Source organism: Pantoea piersonii (assembly GCF_003612015.1).
Taxonomy (GTDB): domain Bacteria; phylum Pseudomonadota; class Gammaproteobacteria; order Enterobacterales; family Enterobacteriaceae; genus Pantoea; species Pantoea piersonii.
Genome location: NZ_RARB01000003.1, coordinates 22,023 through 38,155, shown reverse-complemented (window position 1 = coordinate 38,155; position 16,133 = coordinate 22,023). Strand labels below are relative to the sequence as shown.

Annotated in this window: 14 protein-coding genes and 4 tRNA genes; 14 read left to right on the top strand and 4 right to left on the bottom strand. The window is 56.8% G+C overall.

Features of this window, described 5'->3' with window-relative positions; all coding sequences use genetic code 11:
* Positions 1-165 precede the first annotated feature (165 nt).
* Positions 166-1,260 carry a murein hydrolase activator NlpD gene (gene nlpD, locus D7S44_RS09585; RefSeq protein WP_120454295.1) on the top strand — a complete coding sequence of 365 codons (1,095 nt, stop codon included), beginning with the start codon at positions 166-168 and terminating at the stop codon, positions 1,258-1,260.
* 50 nt (positions 1,261-1,310) lie between these two features.
* Entirely contained in the window at positions 1,311-2,303 is a 993-nt protein-coding gene (gene rpoS / locus D7S44_RS09580) for an RNA polymerase sigma factor RpoS (RefSeq protein WP_048783701.1), read from the top strand.
* A gap of 100 nt (positions 2,304-2,403) precedes the next feature.
* Here rpoS and mutS read toward each other — a convergent pair whose 3' ends face one another.
* The 3 genes from mutS to D7S44_RS23305 form a co-directional block, all read right to left on the bottom strand.
* Positions 2,404-4,965 (bottom strand): DNA mismatch repair protein MutS, encoded by a 2,562-nt coding sequence (mutS, locus tag D7S44_RS09575; protein ID WP_120454293.1) that lies wholly within the window; start codon positions 4,963-4,965, stop codon positions 2,404-2,406.
* Between the two features lie 370 nt (positions 4,966-5,335).
* Positions 5,336-6,109 (bottom strand): prepilin peptidase, encoded by a 774-nt coding sequence (locus tag D7S44_RS09570; RefSeq protein WP_120454291.1) that lies wholly within the window; start codon positions 6,107-6,109, stop codon positions 5,336-5,338.
* 46 nt (positions 6,110-6,155) lie between these two features.
* On the bottom strand, positions 6,156-6,380 hold the full coding sequence (locus D7S44_RS23305) for a hypothetical protein (protein WP_147402094.1): 225 nt from the start codon (positions 6,378-6,380) through the stop codon (positions 6,156-6,158).
* A gap of 20 nt (positions 6,381-6,400) precedes the next feature.
* Between D7S44_RS23305 and mltB the strand changes: the two genes are divergently transcribed.
* Both mltB and D7S44_RS09560 read left to right on the top strand, forming a co-directional pair.
* On the top strand, positions 6,401-7,483 hold the full coding sequence (gene mltB / locus D7S44_RS09565; RefSeq protein ID WP_120454289.1) for a lytic murein transglycosylase B: 1,083 nt from the start codon (positions 6,401-6,403) through the stop codon (positions 7,481-7,483).
* Between the two features lie 75 nt (positions 7,484-7,558).
* Positions 7,559-7,897, top strand: a complete 339-nt coding sequence (locus D7S44_RS09560; protein ID WP_120454287.1) for a zinc ribbon domain-containing protein YjdM — start codon at positions 7,559-7,561, stop codon at positions 7,895-7,897.
* Between the two features lie 33 nt (positions 7,898-7,930).
* Here the strand turns inward: D7S44_RS09560 and D7S44_RS09555 are convergent, their stop codons facing one another.
* Entirely contained in the window at positions 7,931-8,818 is an 888-nt protein-coding gene (locus D7S44_RS09555) for a dihydrodipicolinate synthase family protein (RefSeq protein ID WP_120454285.1), read from the bottom strand.
* A gap of 142 nt (positions 8,819-8,960) precedes the next feature.
* Between D7S44_RS09555 and tam the strand changes: the two genes are divergently transcribed.
* The 10 genes from tam to D7S44_RS09505 all read left to right on the top strand — a co-directional run bounded on the left by tam (position 8,961) and on the right by D7S44_RS09505 (position 16,125).
* On the top strand, positions 8,961-9,740 hold the full coding sequence (gene tam, locus D7S44_RS09550) for a trans-aconitate 2-methyltransferase (RefSeq protein ID WP_120454283.1): 780 nt from the start codon (positions 8,961-8,963) through the stop codon (positions 9,738-9,740).
* A gap of 99 nt (positions 9,741-9,839) precedes the next feature.
* On the top strand, positions 9,840-10,334 hold the full coding sequence (gene pncC, locus D7S44_RS09545) for a nicotinamide-nucleotide amidase (protein WP_120454281.1): 495 nt from the start codon (positions 9,840-9,842) through the stop codon (positions 10,332-10,334).
* Between the two features lie 95 nt (positions 10,335-10,429).
* Positions 10,430-11,503: a recombinase RecA gene (gene recA, locus D7S44_RS09540; protein WP_120454278.1), complete on the top strand. Its 1,074-nt coding sequence runs from the start codon at positions 10,430-10,432 to the stop codon at positions 11,501-11,503.
* Between the two features lie 111 nt (positions 11,504-11,614).
* Positions 11,615-12,127 carry a regulatory protein RecX gene (locus D7S44_RS09535; RefSeq protein ID WP_179256455.1) on the top strand — a complete coding sequence of 171 codons (513 nt, stop codon included), beginning with the start codon at positions 11,615-11,617 and terminating at the stop codon, positions 12,125-12,127.
* A 136-nt stretch (positions 12,128-12,263) separates the two neighbouring features.
* Complete coding sequence (gene alaS / locus D7S44_RS09530; protein ID WP_120454276.1) at positions 12,264-14,891, top strand: alanine--tRNA ligase; 2,628 nt, start codon at positions 12,264-12,266, stop codon at positions 14,889-14,891.
* Between the two features lie 250 nt (positions 14,892-15,141).
* Entirely contained in the window at positions 15,142-15,327 is a 186-nt protein-coding gene (csrA, locus tag D7S44_RS09525; RefSeq protein WP_004155916.1) for a carbon storage regulator CsrA, read from the top strand.
* 284 nt (positions 15,328-15,611) lie between these two features.
* Positions 15,612-15,704: transfer RNA gene (locus D7S44_RS09520), tRNA-Ser, on the top strand.
* A 9-nt stretch (positions 15,705-15,713) separates the two neighbouring features.
* A tRNA-Arg gene (locus tag D7S44_RS09515) sits at positions 15,714-15,790 on the top strand.
* Positions 15,791-15,873: 83 nt separating this feature from the next.
* Positions 15,874-15,950, top strand: a tRNA-Arg gene (locus D7S44_RS09510).
* 98 nt (positions 15,951-16,048) lie between these two features.
* Positions 16,049-16,125: transfer RNA gene (locus tag D7S44_RS09505), tRNA-Arg, on the top strand.
* Positions 16,126-16,133 lie beyond the last annotated feature (8 nt).

Sequence of the window (16,133 nt, the reverse complement as noted above, 5' to 3'; positions counted from 1 at the left end):
GATTTTCCCTACGTATTTCTTCACAACTGTTTCATAGCACCATCCTTTTGATCTTGTTACTATCCATTTTCATGCGTAATACGCAGGCTTTAATGCGCCTCACAGAGCTTTGTGCTGGTGTGTTAGCAAGACAGCGTTATTCAGGTTTGCCATCACGGGGGAACAATGAGCACGGGAAGCCCAATATTTCAGTTACGCCGCCTTGCGGCGCTTTCTCTGGTTGGATTTTGGCTGGCAGGCTGTAGTTCAGGCGATAACACACAAGCACCCATTAGCCAGGTTGGAGATAACGGCGGCAGCGGCGGCATGCTTAGCGCGTCAGGCGGCGTTCCGTCGACCCCGCGTCAGGGCGGAATGATTAACAATTCCGTACCTTCCGCGCCGCGCAGCGGCGCAATGGTTAGCGGAAATGATGATAATGTTCAGACGCAAAATGGCCGTATCGTATACAACCGCAGTTATCAGAACATTCCGAAAGGTAGTTACGCGGGCGATACCTATACCGTAAAACGCGGCGATACGCTGTTCTACATCGCCTGGATTACCGGCAACGATTTCCGCGATCTGGCGCAGCGCAACAACGTCCCGGCCCCGTACGGCCTGAATGTCGGCCAGACGTTGCAGGTTGGCAACGGTGCTGGCCAGCCGATTACAGGCGGCAATGCGATTACCGCAGCGGACGCAACGCAGGGTGGCGTCCCGACCGCGCCGCAAATTAAACCAGCGCCTGTTGCACAGCAACCAGTTATTACGTATTCTGATGATTCGGGTAACTCGACTGGTAGCAAATTGTTGCCGTCGAAAGGGACAAATGTTGCAACGACAACAGCTCCCCCCGTGGTTGCCGCACCGCCCACGGTCAGCAGTACAACGAACAGTTCGACGCCGGTTGGAAGCTGGCGTTGGCCGACCGATGGGAAGATTATCGATAACTTCTCTGCCTCTGAAGGGGGGAATAAAGGAATCGATATCGCTGGTTCGCGTGGACAACCTGTCGTCGCTACCGCATCAGGAAGAGTAGTGTACGCAGGCAACGCGCTCCGGGGTTACGGCAACCTGATCATCATTAAGCATAATGATGATTATCTGAGTGCCTACGCCCACAACGATACAATGCTGGTCCGGGAACAACAGGAAGTTAAGGCGGGGCAAAAGATCGCTACCATGGGTAGCACCGGAACCAGTTCAGTTAGATTACATTTTGAAATTCGTTACAAGGGGAAATCCGTAAACCCGTTGCGTTATTTACCGCAGCGATAAACCGGCAGAACCCTGCTGTTCTGCCCTGGGATCACGGGTAGGAGCCGCTTATGAGCCAGAATACGCTGAAAGTAAACGAGTTACATGAAGATGCGGAATTCGAGGAGAACGGAGCTGAGGTTTTTGATGAGAAGGCTCTTGTTGAAAACGAACCCAGTGATAACGACGTAGCGGAAGAAGAGTTGTTGTCACAGGGTGCGACGCAGCGCGTTTTGGATGCGACGCAGCTCTATCTCGGGGAGATTGGCTATTCCCCGCTGTTGACGGCAGAGGAAGAGGTTTTCTTCGCTCGCCGCGCATTACGAGGCGATATTCCTTCTCGTCGCCGCATGATTGAAAGTAACTTACGACTGGTGGTGAAGATTGCCCGCCGCTACAGCAATCGTGGTCTTGCGCTGCTTGACCTGATTGAAGAGGGCAATCTCGGTTTAATCCGTGCCGTTGAGAAGTTTGACCCAGAGCGTGGGTTCCGTTTCTCAACCTATGCCACCTGGTGGATTCGTCAGACGATTGAACGGGCGATCATGAATCAAACCCGCACCATCCGTCTGCCGATTCACATTGTTAAAGAGCTGAACGTTTATCTGCGCACCGCGCGTGAACTCTCTCACAAGCTCGATCATGAGCCGAGTGCGGAAGAGATTGCGGAGCAGCTGGATAAGCCAGTTGATGACGTCAGCCGTATGCTGCGTCTCAATGAACGCATCACCTCGGTTGATACGCCGCTGGGCGGTGATTCCGAAAAAGCGCTGCTGGACATCCTGGCCGATGAGAAAGACAACGGTCCGGAAGACACCACGCAGGATGACGATATGAAGCAGAGTATCGTTAAGTGGTTGTTCGAACTGAACGCCAAGCAGCGTGAAGTGCTGGCGCGTCGTTTCGGCCTGCTGGGCTATGAAGCGGCAACGCTTGAGGATGTGGGCCGCGAAATCGGTCTGACCCGTGAGCGTGTACGTCAGATTCAGGTTGAAGGCCTGCGTCGTCTGCGTGAAATTCTGCAGGCGCAGGGTCTGAACATTGAAGCACTGTTTCGTGAGTAACTGACAAAGTTGTAAGTACAAAAAAGCGGTGGCGTAAGCCACCGCTTTTTTTTGTCCGTGAGGCTGGCGACAGAACCAGAAAGGCCTGCCGCCAGCGCGGTTACACCAGCGATTTGAGGCGGTAGATCCACTCCAGCGCCTGACGCGGCGTCAGCGTATCGGGATCCAGCGCCTCAAGCGCTTCGACGGCAGGCGAGGTTTCTTCCACCAGTAGCGGCAGCTGCGAGCCGTCAATGGTGGAGGAGGCTGAGTTGTTCGACAGCGTTTCCAGCTCCTTCAGCTTGTTGCGCGCGCGCTTGATAACCTCTTTTGGCACGCCCGCCAGCGCCGCTACCGCCAGACCATAGCTTTTGCTGGCTGCGCCTTCCTGCACGCTGTGCATAAAGGCGATGGTGTCGCCATGCTCCACGGCGTCGAGGTGGACATTAAATACGCCCTCCATTTTCTCCGGCAGCGTGGTCAGTTCGAAGTAATGCGTAGCAAACAGCGTCATCGCCTTGATGCGGTTCGCCAGGCTCTCCGCACAGGCCCAGGCCAGCGACAGACCGTCATAGGTTGAGGTGCCGCGTCCAATTTCATCCATCAACACCAGGCTGTGTTCGGTGGCGTTGTGCAGAATGTTGGCGGTTTCCGTCATCTCCACCATAAAGGTCGAGCGGCCTGAAGCGAGATCGTCCGCCGCGCCGATACGGGTAAAGATGCGATCCAGCGGGCCAGCGACCGCCTCTTCCGCCGGCACAAAGCTGCCAATCCAGGTCATCAGCGCGATGAGCGCCGCCTGACGCATATAGGTACTCTTACCGCCCATATTGGGGCCGGTGATGATCAGCATGCGGCGCTGCGGTGCCAGCGACAGTGGATTAGCAATAAAGGGCTCTTTCAGCACCTGCTCAACGACCGGATGACGCCCGCCGGTAATTTTGATGCCGGGCTTCTCCTGCAGAGTAGGGCGACAGTAGTTCAGCGTCCAGGCGCGCTCCGCCAGGTTGCTCAGCACATCCAGCTCGGCGAGCGCGGCGGCACTGAGCTGCAGCGCTTCCAGGTTGGGCAGCAGCTGGTCGAACAGCGACTCGTAGAGGCTTTTCTCCAGCGCCAGCGCCTTCCCTTTCGAAGTGAGCACCTTATCTTCGTACTCTTTGAGTTCGGGAATGATATAGCGCTCTGCGTTTTTCAGCGTCTGGCGGCGCACGTAATGAATAGGCACATGGTCGCTCTGGCCGCGGCTGACCTGAATGTAGTAGCCATGAACGGCGTTAAAGCCAACCTTCAGCGTATCGAGGCCGAGCTTTTCACGTTCGCGGATCTCCAGCCTGTCCAGATAGTCGCTGGCGCCATCCGCCAGCGCGCGCCACTCGTCCAGTTCCGCGTTGTAACCCGGCGCGATAACGCCGCCATCGCGGATCAGCACCGGCGGTGCCTCGATAATTGCCGCCTCAAGCAGCTCACGCAGTTCGGTAAATTCGCCCATTCGCTCACGCAGACGAATCAGCGCCGTGGACTCGACGTCAGCCAGTAAGGCGTTTAGCTCCGGCAGCTGCTGAAAAGCATGACGCATACGGGCCAAATCGCGCGGTCGCGCCGTACGCAGCGCCAGACGCGCCAGAATACGCTCCAGATCGCCAACCTGGCGCAGCACCGGCTGTAGCGAATCGCACAGAGGCTGGAGTTCGGCGATGGCGTCCTGACGCTGGTTAATCACCTGCGCATCGCGCAGCGGCATGTGTAGCCAGCGCTTGAGCATGCGGCTGCCCATCGGCGTTACGGTTCGGTCCAGCACCGCCGCCAGGGTATTTTCCGTGCCGCCCGCGAGGTTCTGCGTGATCTCCAGGTTGCGACGCGTGGCAGCGTCCATAATGATGCTGTCCTGCTGCCGCTCCATGCTGAGCGAACGGATATGCGGCAGGGTAGTGCGCTGCGTATCCTTGACGTACTGCAATAGGCAACCCGCAGCGCGCAGCGCCTGATGTGCCTGCTCAACGCCGAATCCGTTCAGATCGCGGGTGCCGAACTGCATGTTCAGCTGCTGGCGCGCGGTATCGATCTCAAACTCCCACAGCGGGCGACGGCGCAGACCGCGACGTTGCTCAATCAGCGACATTGCCTGGAGATCTTCCGGATAGAGCAGTTCGGCTGGATTGGTGCGCTGCAGCTCGGCGGCCATGGTTTCAGCGTCCGCCGGTTCGCTCAGGCGAAAACGGCCGGAGCTGATATCGAGCGTGGCGTAACCAAACCCCTGCGGACTCTGTACGATGGCGGCGAGCAGGTTATCGTGACGCTCCTGCAGCAGCGCTTCGTCGCTGATGGTACCCGGCGTGACGATTCGTACGACTTTACGTTCAACCGGCCCTTTGCTTAGCGCCGGATCGCCGATCTGCTCGCAGATTGCGACGGACTCGCCCAGCTGCACCAGTTTCGCCAGGTAGCTCTCCACCGCATGGTAGGGCACGCCAGCCATCGGGATGGGCTCTCCCGCCGACGCGCCGCGTTTAGTGAGCGAAATCTCCAGCAGCTGCGATGCACGTTTAGCGTCGTCGTAGAAAAGCTCGTAGAAATCGCCCATGCGATAAAACAGCAGGATGTCAGGGTGTTCCGCCTTCAGGCGCAGATATTGCTGCATCATGGGCGTATGAGCGGTGATGTCCTTATCGACTGATTTGTTCATAAATAATTAGCTCTTAAATCATTCGGTTATTGGGCAAGCCTTGCATCGGACTGCGTGTTCTGGCGTATGTAAAGGGATGAAACCCTTCTGAAACAGAGAGGATGCACGGGATAATGCGGCCCTGGCTGTGAGATAAGCTGCGTCTGAAAGCCATTATGAAAAGTTGCACCCTGAACATCAAGGCTGCCGCTTTTCTACCGCCTGTCCGGGCGATGCCCGACCAGCCCGAATCCGGGTGCCCGTTGCCAGCGACGGGCGAAAACAGGTTGTCGCGCGTGACGTTAACAGGCCGAGGCGCAAAAGCCTAACGGAATCCTGCCTGTCGAGCAGCCTGTGCGAGGCGCTACGCAAAAAGCGGCCAGCCACAGCGTCACTTCAGGCTGTAGAGCAGTAGCGCTTCACCCGCCAGCGCCAGACAGGGGCCAAAAGGCAACGGCAAATGCAGCGGACGCCGCATAAACAGGCGCGCCAGCACTACTGCGATTAGGCCGGTACTGGAGGCGATCAGCAGCAACAGGGGAAGCGGCCGCCAGCCCAGCCAGGCGCCAAGTGCCGCCAGCAGTTTAACATCGCCGCCGCCCAGCGCCTCCTGATGGCGCAATACGCGCCAGAGCCAGGCCAGCAGCCGGAACAGCAGATAACCGCCAGCCGCGCCGAAGATGCCCTCTGCCGGACCGCCTTGCGGCAGCATCCCCCACGCCTGAAACAGCAGCCCGAGCCAGAGCAGCGGCAGAGTCAGCGCATCCGGCAGCAACTGATAACGCAGGTCGATCAGCGACAGCGCCAGCACAAATGCGCTCATAACCAGCGCCGCCAGCAGCACGCCGTTCCACGGCAGCCACAGAGCAAGCAGCAGACTTATCGCCATGGCGGCGAGCTCGGTTGCCGGATAACGCCAGGGGATCGGCAGACGGCAATGGCGACAATGGCCGCGCAGCAGCAGCCAGCCAAGCAGAGGAAGGCAGTCGCCTGCGCGCACGCGCGTTTTACAGCGCGGGCAGTGAGAGCGGGGCAGCAGTAGCGAAAAGCCCGGCTGGGGGCGCAGCACCATCAGCGGCAGACGGTAAATCACGACGTTGAGGAAGCTGCCGACGCAGAGCGCCAGCACGCCCAGCAGCAGCCAGCAAAGGAGATTATCGCTCATCGTTAGTTATTCCTCTTCCTTGATGTGCCGCACTTGAGTCTGCTGCTCAAGGGGCACGGCCTGACCGCACTTTATCCGTGTCTTTCATCATCGTGTTGAACAGATCGCTGTTTTCAGGCGACTTTGCGAGCGGCTCCTCAGCCAGCAGTGCGCCATTACTGCTTTTTGTCGATGCTTCCAGCGCCGGTTCGCAATTTTTCTCTGGCGCTATTTTTACGTTTCGCCCTGTCCATTCTGTGAGTGAATGTTTACCATAATTCGTTACCTTCACTGCATGCTTATGGATATCAAATGCGTTTTAAGATCAGCTTATTTCCGCTTATTGCCCTACTTGCCGCCTGCAGCAGTAAACCTGAATCCGCGACGCAGGCCGCTACGCTGGCCGCGCCGAAAGGGGGCTTTCTGCTTGAACAGTCCCACGCCGTACAGCCAGTGCTCGGCGATTTTGCCGGGAATCCGGCCGCCGAACAGTTTATCGACCAGATGGTGAAGAAGCATGGCTTCGACCGCCAGCAGTTGCATGCCGTTATCGGACAGGCCAAACGGCTGGATTACGTGTTGCGTCTGATGGATCGCCAGGCACCCGCCTATACGCCGCCAGCCGGGCCTAACGGGGCGTGGATCCGCTATCGCAAGCAGTTCATTACGCCGGACAACGTACAAAACGGCGTCGCCTTCTGGAACCAGTATCAGGATGCCTTAACGCGCGCCCAGCAGGTATATGGCGTGCCGCCGGAGATTATCGTTGGCATTATCGGCGTAGAGACGCGCTGGGGGCGCGTAATGGGAAAAACGCGTATTCTGGATGCGCTTGCCACGCTCTCGTTTAACTATCCGCGCCGCGCCAGCTACTTCAGCAGCGAACTGGAAACCTTTCTGCTGATGGCGCGCAACGAAGAGGACGATCCGCTCGATCTGAAAGGATCGTTCGCCGGCGCGATGGGCTACGGCCAGTTTATGCCTTCTTCTTATCAGCAGTATGCCGTGGATTTTAACGGCGACGGCCACGTCAATCTGTGGGATCCGGTAGACGCCATCGGCAGCGTCGCGCACTACTTTAAAGAGCATGGCTGGCGCAGCGGGGAGGGCGTCGCTGTCCCGGCCAGCGGTCAGGCGCCGCTGCTGGAGAACGGTTTCAAAACCAGCTACACGCCGCAAATGCTGGCGGCATCCGGCCTCTCTCCGCAGGGCTCTCTGGACGGTAATAACCAGGTCAGCCTGCTGCGCCTGGATATGGGCACCAGCTACCAGTACTGGTACGGCTTGCCTAACTTCTACGTTATTACCCGCTACAACCACAGCACCCACTATGCGATGGCGGTATGGCAGCTGGGCGAGGCGGTCAGCAAAGCGCGCAGCGGCGCTATGTTTTGACAGTTGTCCTTAGCAACAGTAAGGGGATATGATGGCGCCCTCAGCGTCATCATATCTGTTGTTTCAGGAGCCGTTATGCAATCACTTCCCGCGTGTCCCCTTTGTCAGGCTGATTACAGCTGGCAGGACGGCGACAATCTTAACTGTCCCGCCTGCGGTCATATCTGGTCGCTGAGCGAAGGCGAAAGTAACGTGGACCGCCTGGTGGTGCGCGACGCCAACGGCAATCTGCTTGAGGATGGCGACACGGTGACCGTCGTTAAAGATCTCAAAGTGAAGGGCAGCTCCTCCACGCTGAAAATCGGCACGCGCGTTAAGGGGATCCGTCTGGTGGAAGGCGATCACAATATCGACTGCAAGATCGAGGGTTTCGGCCCAATGAAGCTGAAGTCGGAGTTTGTAAAACGCGGATAAAACACACGGGCGCGCTGCACCCGCATCCCTCTCTTATTCAAACAGCCGGTCAAGCGCCTCGCACTGCTCAGCGCTAAGCGCACCGCCGTAATTGCGCGACTGGCTGGTCATAGAATCAAAACGGCGCGACACCGCGGTTTTGATAGTCGTAACAAAATCCTCTCCGATAGCGTAAATCGCCATCATTCTGCCGATGCGCTGCTGAATAGACGCCAGCGCCGCCAGGTCCTGCTCGTGCCACGCCGCCATTGCCGCCGCGAACAGTTCCGGCACAATATTATTCAGACCTGAAATTACGCCCGCCCCGCCAGCCAGCAGGTTTGGCACCAGATATTCGTCATAGCCCGAAAGTACGGCGAAATCGTCGCGTACCTTTCTGGTCTCCTCAATCAGCGCGCGGTTGTGCGACAGAGAGTCAATCGTATCTTTTATGCCAATAAAGCCAGGCAGCTCCGCCGCCAGCTCGCTGACAAGTGCCGGGCTGAGATCGCAGCCGGTGCGCGCCGGAAAATTGTAGGCGAACCATTTACCGCCGATGCGCTTATCCAGCTCGCGGAAGTAGCTCAACAGCTGACGTGGGGTTTGCCCATAGTAATAGGGCGGCAGCACCATCACCGCGTCAAAACCGTTTTTCCAGGCCGCCTCGGCCAGCTCCAGCATATCCGGCACGCAGGTGCTGGAGATGTTAGCAACCATGCTGAGGGGCGAGAGCTGGCGCGCTTCGCGAATAAGCAGCAAACGCTCCTGCTGCGTCAGCGAGGCAAATTCGCCAATGCTGCCCATCAGCAGTAAGGTATTAATGCCTGACGTGTTCAGTCGGGCAAAATGGCGACCCAGGGCATCAATATCTGGCTGCCCTTGCTGCGTAAAAGGCGTAACGGAGGGGCACCATACGCCGGAAAATGCGGGTTGCGAGATCATAAACGCTCCTGAAAGTGAAAAATGAAACGTTGTTTTAACTTAATGCGCAGCGCGAACGCTTGCCACCGCGACGCGCAAAATTGGGCAACGCATCGCATTTTTCCGCTTCGGACATGCTTTTGAGCTAACGCAGAGGTCAAATATGCAGGACTGGGATCCTCAACTCTATCGGCAATTCGAATCTGAAAGAACGCGACCTGCGCAGGAGCTGCTGGCGCGCATACCCGTTACCGATGTGCGCTTCGCCACGGATCTCGGATGCGGTCCGGGCAACAGCACTGAGCTGCTGGCGCGCGCCTGGCCTGACGCACAGATTTACGGGCTGGACAGTTCAGAAGCGATGCTGGCGCAGGCGCGTGAAAGCGTGCCTCGCTGCACTTTCCTCCAGGAGGATATTCGGCGCTGGCGGGCGACAGAGCCGCAGCAGGTGATTTACGCCAATGCCTCGCTGCAGTGGCTTGACGAGCATGACAGGCTATTGCCGCATCTGACGAGTCAACTGGATAGCGGCGGCGCGCTGGCGATACAGATGCCGGATAATCTGCAGGAGCCTTCGCATCGCCTGATGCGTGAAATCGCCGCGTGCGATCCCTGGCGTCAGCGTATCGGCGAAGTGGAGCGTAAAAAGTTGCTCACCGGCGAGCGCTATTACGATCTCCTGACACAGGCGGGCTGCGAGGTGGATCTCTGGCGCACCACCTACTACCACATCATGGCCGACGCGCAGGCGATCGTCGACTGGCTGAAAGCGACCGGGCTGCGGCCGTTTCTTAATGCGCTTGAGCCTGACGAACGGCCGCGCTTTCTGGAGCAGTATCGTCAGGCGTTGCAGCAGGCTTATATGCCGCGCGCCGACGGTCGCATTTTGCTGGCCTTTCCCCGCCTTTTTATCGTAGCGGTGAAAAAGGCGTCGTCACGCTGAGAGATGATGCGCAAAGGCGGCAGGCTTTATGCCGGATGGGTTGAAAATGCTCCGCTTCTGCACCATGTTCTCTTTACTGAGCTGAAAGGATGAGATGCTATGAATGACCTGGAATTACAGCGTCTGAGCGCGGCAGTCGGCGAGCGTCTCAAGGCGAAAAGCGCGACGGTTACCTGCGCTGAATCCTGTACGGGCGGCTGGATCGCTAAGGTGTTTACCGATATCAGCGGCAGTTCCGCCTGGTTTGAACGCGGCTTCGTTACTTACAGCAACGGCGCCAAGCAGGAGCTGGTAGGCGTCACAGCGGCTTCGCTTGCGCAGTATGGCGCGGTGAGCGAGGCTGTAGTGCGCGAGATGGCGCAGGGCGCGCAGCATGCCGCGCAGGCGGACTATGCGGTGTCGGTCAGCGGCATTGCCGGGCCGGACGGGGGCAGCGCGGGAAAACCGGTCGGCACCGTGTGGTTCGGCTTCGCTGCGCCGGATGGTGTAGTGACCGCTAAACGCCAGCAATTTCAAGGGGATCGCGAGGCGGTGCGTCGTCAGTCCGTGGCGTTCGCGCTGCAGACATTACAGGACGATTTTTTGGCAAATTAAGCTTGATACTGTATGACTATACAGTATAATTAGCAGCAACAGAAAGCGAGCAGGCATTTGTAGCGTGCTTACCCCCGTATGAGTCAGGAGTAGAAATGGCAATTGACGAAAACAAACAGAAGGCTTTAGCTGCTGCGCTGGGCCAGATTGAAAAGCAATTCGGTAAAGGCTCCATCATGCGTCTGGGTGAAGACCGCTCAATGGACGTAGAAACTATTTCTACCGGTTCGCTTTCACTGGATATCGCGCTGGGCGCCGGCGGTTTGCCGATGGGCCGTATCGTCGAGATTTATGGACCGGAATCTTCCGGTAAAACCACCCTGACGCTGCAGGTTATTGCCGCAGCGCAGCGCAAAGGCAAAACCTGTGCCTTTATCGATGCTGAACACGCGCTGGATCCGGTTTACGCTAAAAAGCTCGGCGTTGACATCGACAACCTGCTCTGTTCGCAGCCCGATACCGGCGAGCAGGCGCTGGAGATTTGTGACGCGCTGGCGCGTTCAGGCGCAGTAGACGTTATCATCGTCGACTCCGTCGCGGCGCTGACGCCGAAAGCGGAGATCGAAGGCGAAATCGGCGACTCTCACATGGGCCTTGCGGCACGTATGATGAGCCAGGCGATGCGTAAGCTGGCGGGTAACCTGAAGCAGTCCAACACACTGCTGATCTTTATCAACCAGATCCGTATGAAAATTGGCGTGATGTTTGGTAACCCGGAAACCACTACCGGCGGTAACGCGCTGAAGTTCTACGCTTCCGTTCGTCTTGATATCCGTCGTATCGGCGCGATTAAAGAGGGCGATGAAGTAGTAGGTAGCGAAACCCGCGTTAAAGTCGTGAAGAACAAAATCGCCGCGCCGTTTAAGCAGGCTGAGTTCCAGATCATGTACGGCGAAGGCATTAACACCTTCGGTGAGCTGGTAGACCTGGGCGTGAAGTACAAGCTGGTCGAAAAAGCCGGTGCCTGGTACAGCTATAACGGCGACAAGATTGGTCAGGGTAAAGCGAACGCCACCAATTTCCTTAAGGAAAACCCGGCGATCGCTAACGAGCTGGATGTGAAACTGCGCGATATGCTGCTGAACAGCGCAGCAGCAGAAGCGGGCGCTGCCGAAGCGCCGGCAGGCGCGCTGGAAGATGCAGCCAGCGAGACGAACGAAGACTTCTAACCCTGTAGCGGGAGTGGGCAACCACTCCCGTTTTTCGTTTTAGCGACCCTCTCTTTCTTTCCTCTCCGTTCTGCCGCCATAATTCCCTTCTGATTGAGCAAGGTGAGTCCTATGTCTGAACAACCGCAACCCAGGGAAATCCCTTTTCCACGTCTGCTCGATCGCGCTATGCGCATTCTGGCGCAGCGCGATCACAGTGAAGCGGAGCTGCGCAGAAAACTACAGCAGTCAGTGCAGCGCGCGGCATTTATCCAGCAGAGCGAACCTGAAATCATCACCGACGCGCAGCTGGATAAAGTGATCGGCTGGTGTCAGGAAAATGGCTGGCTCAATGAGGCGCGCTTTACCGAACGCTTTATCCAGAGCCGCAGCCGCAAAGGGTATGGTCCACAGCGCATCCGGCTGGAGCTGGGACAGAAAGGCGTGGCGCGCCCTGACATTGATATCGCGATGGAAGCCTGTGAAATTGACTGGAGCGCCTGCGCCGCGCAGCTGGCGGAGCGCAAATTTGGCCTCCCTTTGCCAACGGAGTGGAAGGCCAAAGCGAAAGTTCAGCGTTATTTGCAGTCAAAAGGCTTTTTCATGGAGGATATTCAGGCCGTTTTCAGAAATTTTGACGACTGAAAGCCGCGCGGGGTTTTACTTCCCTGTGAAGAAAATTTATCTTATTCCCACTTTTTTGTTCCACTGAACGGAAAGCTGCGCGGATGCGGCTTGTCTGACAGAACGGAACTTTCGTTAGCGTGATTCCAGGATATATATGAGCAAGAGCACTGCTGAGATCCGTCAAGCGTTTCTCGACTTTTTCCATAGCAAGGGACATCAGGTTGTAGCCAGCAGCTCCCTCGTACCGAATAACGACCCGACGCTGCTGTTCACCAACGCCGGCATGGTCCAGTTTAAGGATGTCTTCCTCGGCCAGGACAAGCGCGACTATTCGCGTGCGACCACGTCGCAGCGCTGCGTGCGCGCCGGTGGCAAGCACAACGATCTGGAAAACGTCGGCTATACCGCACGTCACCACACTTTCTTTGAAATGCTGGGCAACTTCAGCTTCGGCGACTATTTCAAGAAAGAGGCGATTGCTTATGCCTGGGAACTGCTGACGGGAGAAACCTGGTTCGCTCTGCCGAAAGAGCGTCTGTGGGTTACCGTATATGAGACCGATGACGAAGCCTACGACATCTGGGCCAACGATATCGGCGTACCGCGCGAGCGCATTATCCGTATCGGCGACAACAAAGGCAGCGCTTACGCCTCTGACAACTTCTGGCAGATGGGCGATACCGGCCCTTGCGGTCCCTGCAGCGAAATTTTCTACGATCATGGCGATCACATCTGGGGCGGCCCGCCCGGAAGCCCGGAAGAAGATGGCGATCGCTATATTGAGATCTGGAATATCGTCTTTATGCAGTTCAACCGTCAGCCGGACGGCACCATGCTGCCGCTGCCGAAGCCGTCGGTTGATACCGGCATGGGACTGGAGCGTATCTCCGCCGTGCTGCAGCACGTCAATTCCAACTATGAAATTGATCTGTTCGCAAAACTGATCAAAGCGGTAGCCGAAGTGACCGGCGCGACCGATCTCAGCAATAAATCGCTGCGCGTTATCGCCGACCATATCCGCTCTTGCGCCTTCCTGATCGCCGACGGCGTTATTCCGTCTAACGAAAACCGGGGTTACGTACTGCGCCGCATCATTCGTCGCGCGGTTCGTCACGGCAATATGCTGGGTGCGAAAGAGGCATTCTTCTACAAACTGGTTGCGCCGCTGGTTGAGGTAATGGGCGCCGCGGGCGAAGATCTGAAGCGTCAGCAGAGCCAGGTAGAAACCGTACTCAAAACCGAAGAAGAGCAGTTCGCTAAAACACTGGAGCGCGGTTTGACGCTGCTGGACGACGAGCTGGCGAAACTGCAGGGCGATACGCTGGATGGCGAGACCGTTTTCCGTCTTTACGATACCTTTGGCTTCCCGGTTGACCTGACGGCTGACGTCTGCCGTGAACGTAACCTGAAAATTGACGAAGCGGGCTTTGAAAAAGCCATGGAACAGCAGCGCCAGCGCGCGCGCGAGGCGAGCGGTTTCGGCGCTGACTACAGCAACGTCATCAGTATCGACGCGGCTTCAGCGTTTAAAGGCTATGACCAGCTTGACCTGACGGCTACCGTTAAGGCGATCTACGTTGACGGCGTCGCGGTAGAAGAGGTCGCAGCAGGTCAGGAAGCGGTTGTGGTGCTGGATGAAACACCCTTTTACGGTGAATCTGGCGGTCAGGTAGGCGATACGGGCCTGTTGAAAGGGAAGAATGCTGAATTTAGCGTTCAGGATACACAAAAATATGGCCAGGCTATTGGCCATATCGGTAAGCTGACAACAGGTCATCTACGTATCAGCGATCGCGTTGAGGCGCAGGTTGATGAAGCGCGCCGCGCGCGCATTCGTCTGAACCACTCCGCAACGCATCTGCTACACGCGGCGCTGCGTCAGGTTCTTGGCGAACATGTGGCGCAGAAAGGCTCTCTGGTCAACGATAAATACCTGCGTTTCGACTTCTCACATTTCGAAGCGATGAAACCGCAGGAAATTCATCAGGTCGAAGAGATCGTCAACGCGCAGATTCGTCGCAACCTGCTGGTTGAAACTGACGTAATGGATATCGACGCAGCCAAAGGCAAGGGCGCGATGGCGCTGTTCGGCGAGAAATACGATCAGCGCGTGCGCGTGCTGACCATGGGTGATTTCTCCATCGAGCTGTGCGGCGGCACGCACGCAGCGCGTACTGGCGATATCGGCCTGTTCCGCATTCTGAGCGAGTCCGGTACCGCCGCAGGCGTACGTCGTATCGAAGCTGTAACCGGCGAGGGCGCGCTGGCGCAGGTTTATGCGCAGAGCAGCCAGCTGAACGAGATCGCGCAGCTGGTGAAAGCCAACAGCAGCAATCTGAATGATAAAGTGCGCGGTCTGGTCGATCACGTGCGTGCGCTGGAGAAAGAGCTGCAGCAGCTGCGCGATCAGCAGGCCGCTCTGGAAAGCGCTTCGCTGAGCAGTAAGGCTATCGACATCAAGGGCGCGAAGCTGCTGGTAAGCGAGCTGAGCAACGTTGAGCCGAAAATGTTGCGCACCATGGTCGATGACCTGAAAAACCAGCTGGGTTCGGCGGTGATTGTGCTGGCGACCGTAGCGGAAGGAAAAGTGTCGTTAATCGCGGGCGTGACCAAAGATTTGACTGACCGCGTAAAAGCGGGCGAGCTGGTGGGCGAGCTGGCGCAGCAGGTCGGCGGCAAAGGCGGCGGGCGTCCAGATATGGCGCAGGCTGGTGGTACCGATGCGCAGGCGCTGAAAGGCGCGCTGGCGGGCGTTGAAAACTGGGTCAACAGCCGTCTGTAACAAAATAGAACAATGCATCGTGAAAAGCGCCAGGGACTGAGGTTCCGGCGCTTTTTAATACGATGTGCATCAGGTAATGACAAAGTCAGGTCGATGTAGTGTATTTCGGCTAAACTAACTATCAGCAGAATGTATTGGCGTAGCGACGTACATTGGTGTATTTGTCATAGTCAATGTTCAGCGTTAAATGATGGATAATGCCGGGAGCCCGAACAGAGCCCGACTCTTTTAATCTTTCAAGGAGCAAAGAATGCTTATTCTAACTCGTCGAGTTGGTGAAACCCTCATGATTGGCGATGAGGTGACTGTAACGGTGCTGGGAGTGAAAGGTAACCAGGTTCGTATCGGTGTGAACGCGCCAAAAGAGGTCTCAGTGCATCGCGAAGAGATTTATCAGCGCATTCAGGCCGAAAAAACTCAGCAAACGAGTTACTAACGGATTCAGCGCCTCGCAGCTTTTTGCGAGGCGCGACCGCTTTCCCGCACGTCTTCTTTTTTATTCCCGCTTCGTCTTTCTGATTATTTTCCCGCTTGCCTGCTTTTACTGTTGATAATTCACTCTTTTTGTCGGCAAATTACCCCAATTGAGCGTCATTTGTGCAAACGATCAGGCGGCGGGAAAAATTGTTTGACTTATAAGTGCGGGAAAGTAATATGTGCGCCACGCAGTGCCGATGAGCGGAAACAAAGTTCAGAAGCACGGTTCGCAAGAACGCGTAAGGTGAGGTGGCCGAGAGGCTGAAGGCGCTCCCCTGCTAAGGGAGTATGCGGTCAAAAGCTGCATCCGGGGTTCGAATCCCCGCCTCACCGCCATTTTCCGATGCATCCGTAGCTCAGCTGGATAGAGTACTCGGCTACGAACCGAGCGGTCGGAGGTTCGAATCCTCCCGGATGCACCATCTGGAAAATGCGAAAGTAAGTGAAAGAGTCGTTCCTTTCTCGGTGAGTTGTTAGCACCCTGCGTTGTACAAGAATTATCTATGCATCCGTAGCTCAGCTGGATAGAGTACTCGGCTACGAACCGAGCGGTCGGAGGTTCGAATCCTCCCGGATGCACCATATCTCAGGATATGGGCAAGGCATCTCAAAGCGAGAGGCGTTAATTCCTGGCACTTCCTGGTTGTCTGATTTATCCCCCTGTAAAACGATTTCTCAATGCATCCGTAGCTCAGCTGGATAGAGTACTCGGCTACGAACCGAGCGGTCGGAGGTTCGAATCCTCCCGGATGCACCATCTCTTCA

What these genes read in the sequence shown, in the direction of transcription:
- recA (WP_120454278.1), top strand. Translation starts at nt 10,430, where the DNA reads ATGGCAATTGACGAAAACAAACAGAAGGCTTTAGCTGCTGCGCTGGGC.
- mutS (WP_120454293.1), bottom strand. Translation starts at nt 4,965, where the DNA reads ATGAACAAATCAGTCGATAAGGACATCACCGCTCATACGCCCATGATG.
- D7S44_RS09555 (WP_120454285.1), bottom strand. Translation starts at nt 8,818, where the DNA reads ATGATCTCGCAACCCGCATTTTCCGGCGTATGGTGCCCCTCCGTTACG.
- tam (WP_120454283.1), top strand. Translation starts at nt 8,961, where the DNA reads ATGCAGGACTGGGATCCTCAACTCTATCGGCAATTCGAATCTGAAAGA.
- D7S44_RS09535 (WP_179256455.1), top strand. Translation starts at nt 11,615, where the DNA reads ATGTCTGAACAACCGCAACCCAGGGAAATCCCTTTTCCACGTCTGCTC.
- nlpD (WP_120454295.1), top strand. Translation starts at nt 166, where the DNA reads ATGAGCACGGGAAGCCCAATATTTCAGTTACGCCGCCTTGCGGCGCTT.
- D7S44_RS09560 (WP_120454287.1), top strand. Translation starts at nt 7,559, where the DNA reads ATGCAATCACTTCCCGCGTGTCCCCTTTGTCAGGCTGATTACAGCTGG.
- D7S44_RS09570 (WP_120454291.1), bottom strand. Translation starts at nt 6,109, where the DNA reads ATGAGCGATAATCTCCTTTGCTGGCTGCTGCTGGGCGTGCTGGCGCTC.
- csrA (WP_004155916.1), top strand. Translation starts at nt 15,142, where the DNA reads ATGCTTATTCTAACTCGTCGAGTTGGTGAAACCCTCATGATTGGCGAT.
- pncC (WP_120454281.1), top strand. Translation starts at nt 9,840, where the DNA reads ATGAATGACCTGGAATTACAGCGTCTGAGCGCGGCAGTCGGCGAGCGT.
- rpoS (WP_048783701.1), top strand. Translation starts at nt 1,311, where the DNA reads ATGAGCCAGAATACGCTGAAAGTAAACGAGTTACATGAAGATGCGGAA.
- alaS (WP_120454276.1), top strand. Translation starts at nt 12,264, where the DNA reads ATGAGCAAGAGCACTGCTGAGATCCGTCAAGCGTTTCTCGACTTTTTC.
- mltB (WP_120454289.1), top strand. Translation starts at nt 6,401, where the DNA reads ATGCGTTTTAAGATCAGCTTATTTCCGCTTATTGCCCTACTTGCCGCC.